Origin of the sequence: Stutzerimonas stutzeri (assembly GCF_013522825.1) — a bacterium.
In the GTDB taxonomy this organism is placed as follows: Bacteria; Pseudomonadota; Gammaproteobacteria; order Pseudomonadales; family Pseudomonadaceae; genus Stutzerimonas; species Stutzerimonas stutzeri_AK.
The window spans coordinates 1-2,346 of record NZ_JAAMQZ010000087.1; the positions used below are offsets into that span (position 1 = coordinate 1).

The 2,346-nt window shown below is 55.5% G+C and carries 1 protein-coding gene; it reads right to left on the reverse strand.

Annotation, left to right across the window (positions count from 1 at the left end; all coding sequences use genetic code 11):
- Positions 1–96: 96 nt before the first annotated feature.
- Positions 97–1,770 carry a group II intron reverse transcriptase/maturase gene (gene ltrA, locus G7020_RS23655; RefSeq protein ID WP_033997878.1) on the reverse strand — a complete coding sequence of 558 codons (1,674 nt, stop codon included), beginning with the start codon at positions 1,768–1,770 and terminating at the stop codon, positions 97–99.
- Positions 1,771–2,346 lie beyond the last annotated feature (576 nt).

The window sequence follows — 2,346 nt, forward strand, 5'->3', positions numbered from 1 at the left end:
TGTCGGGTAGTCAGACGCGGTTGCCCGCGTCCAACCCCCTAAGAACCGTGCATGCGAGTTTCCCAGCACACGGCTCAAGCCTCCGCTAAGGCACCTCTAGGCACCCGGTTGTACGTCATCGGCATAGGCAAATTGCACATCCCTCGGGCAGCGCAGGTGGTATATCTCAAGATTAGCCGCCGCGTCCGTTCCGCCATGACCTAGCTTCACAATATGGCGACTATGCCACGGTGTGTCTTTGGTCACCGGCTTGAAGCAGACGCAGCACCGACCGCCCTGTTGCACCCAAATCCGGTACAGCTTGGCTCGACCTTTCGCGGAAGTGAGCATCCTCTTGCCCCAGCGGGACTCGAAGTATTCATCCCAAGCGGGGTCGTGTGGGTTGGCAGCGGCCTTGATCTTGATATGTCGCACAATTGGCGTGTCCGAGGCGTCCAATAACGTGTACTGACGCTTCCGACCATCGGCGGATTTTTCAGCACATGAGAACACCCATCGACGCCCCCCTTGTACTTTGAAATACCGATCCTTCACCCATCGGCGTGTCTTGCGAGGGTGGCGACGTACCGCCCATCGCCAGAGCATTTCCCACACTGCACTGTCCACCTGGTTGAAGACCTTCTTGGCGACGACATGACTGTGATAGTTCGCCCAGCCCCGTAGAACCGGGTTGAGCAAACCTATCAGATTGGTCTGCCGTATCGTTTTGTTGGCCTTGATCAACTCTCGTAGCTTGGCAAGGTGAGCGCTGATATTCGCCTTGGAAGGCTTGATCAAGAGCTTGCCGTTGTACTTGCGCACGTTCCAGCCGAGAAAGTCGAACCCGTTCCCTATGTGCGTGATTTTGGTCTTATCCTTGGAAAGCGTGAGACCACGCTCTGCCAAGAACTCGACCACGGCAGGACGAACTTCATTTTCCAGCCACTCCTTCGAGTACCCGGTGATGATGAAGTCGTCCGCATACCGCACTGCTTGCAGTTTCTTGCCTGTCCATTTGGCGGTAGGAAACCTCTTCGCCAGCATCGCTTCTAGCCCGTCCAACGTCATGTTGGACAGTACCGGAGAGATGATGCCTCCCTGCGGCGTTCCTGCGTTACTAGGGAACAGCTGGCCGTTGTGGATGTATCCGGCGTTGAGCCACTTCTGCAAGATCGCCTTATCCATGGGGATGTTGGCGATCAACCAATCATGGCTGATATTGTCGAAACAGCCTTGAATGTCACCCTCTAGAATCCACTCCGCATTTGCTTTTCGTGACAGCACACCAAAGCACTGTGCTGCCGCATCCGCGGTCGAGCGTTCCGGCCTGAACCCATACGAGTTTGGGTCGGCGGTGGTTTCCGCAATGGGCTCCAAAGCCAGCAGATGGAGTGCCTGCATGGCCCTGCATTTCATGGCGGGTATTCCGAGAGGTCTCGTCTTGCCGTTTTTCTTCGGGATAAGAACTCGCCGAAGCGGAAGCGGCGAGTAGCCTCGCCGCTTCAACGACTCTATCGCACCGATCTTGGCCCTAGGCGTATTCCAAGTAACCTTGTCCACACCTGGGGTATTTTTGCCTTTGTTTTCAGACACCCGTTTCACGGCCAATGCCTTACCGCTGAACGAGTGAGTCAGCAGCCATTGCAGGGCTTTCACCTTGTTATGTCTGCCGTCTTGTACAGCCTTCACAATACGCGCTTGCAGCCCTCTGACACGACGTTGTACGGCAATCCAATCGATGGCTTCCCACGACGTGCCGGAAGGTGCACACGCCAATGCTGCTGCGTTCATTTGCTCTCCTTCCGTTGAAAGGGTTCTACCTACTCTCGTGTGAAGAGAGACCATGAGGACGTCTGCCCGCTTTCGCGTGAAGTGATGTTTCAACTCCTATCCAGCCCATTACAGGATGGCGTTCGCTTTTTCCTCGTTCCTTCGCCCGCACCGCCATGGGCAGTTTTTACAAACGGCTTTCCCTGGCGGGAGCGATACGGGATTTCCACGTTCCGCTTATTGAAGTGCGTCGGGTTAGGTGCCTGCTATCGACCGGGAGGCATGTGGGTCACGAATGCGTAGTCGAAAGACGCGATTCCCACCTCCGTTACCTTTTGGTTCGAGCGTATAAGCCATTTCCGCTCGTTCAACTTAACGATCGTTGCGCAGATTCACGTGTGTTCACCATACCAACTATCTAGCCCTTGTCCGGCCATGGCTGCCAGAAGGGTACGCCTCTCACGATTGGTACCCCGCACCTTGCGATGCCTCGTTCCATTGTCGAAGGCGCTCTTGATTCAGCCTTCTAGATTCACCCGGTGACACGGGTGGTTCCCACCAAGGGGAACAACTTCATTAAGCGACTTCGTGTCGCAC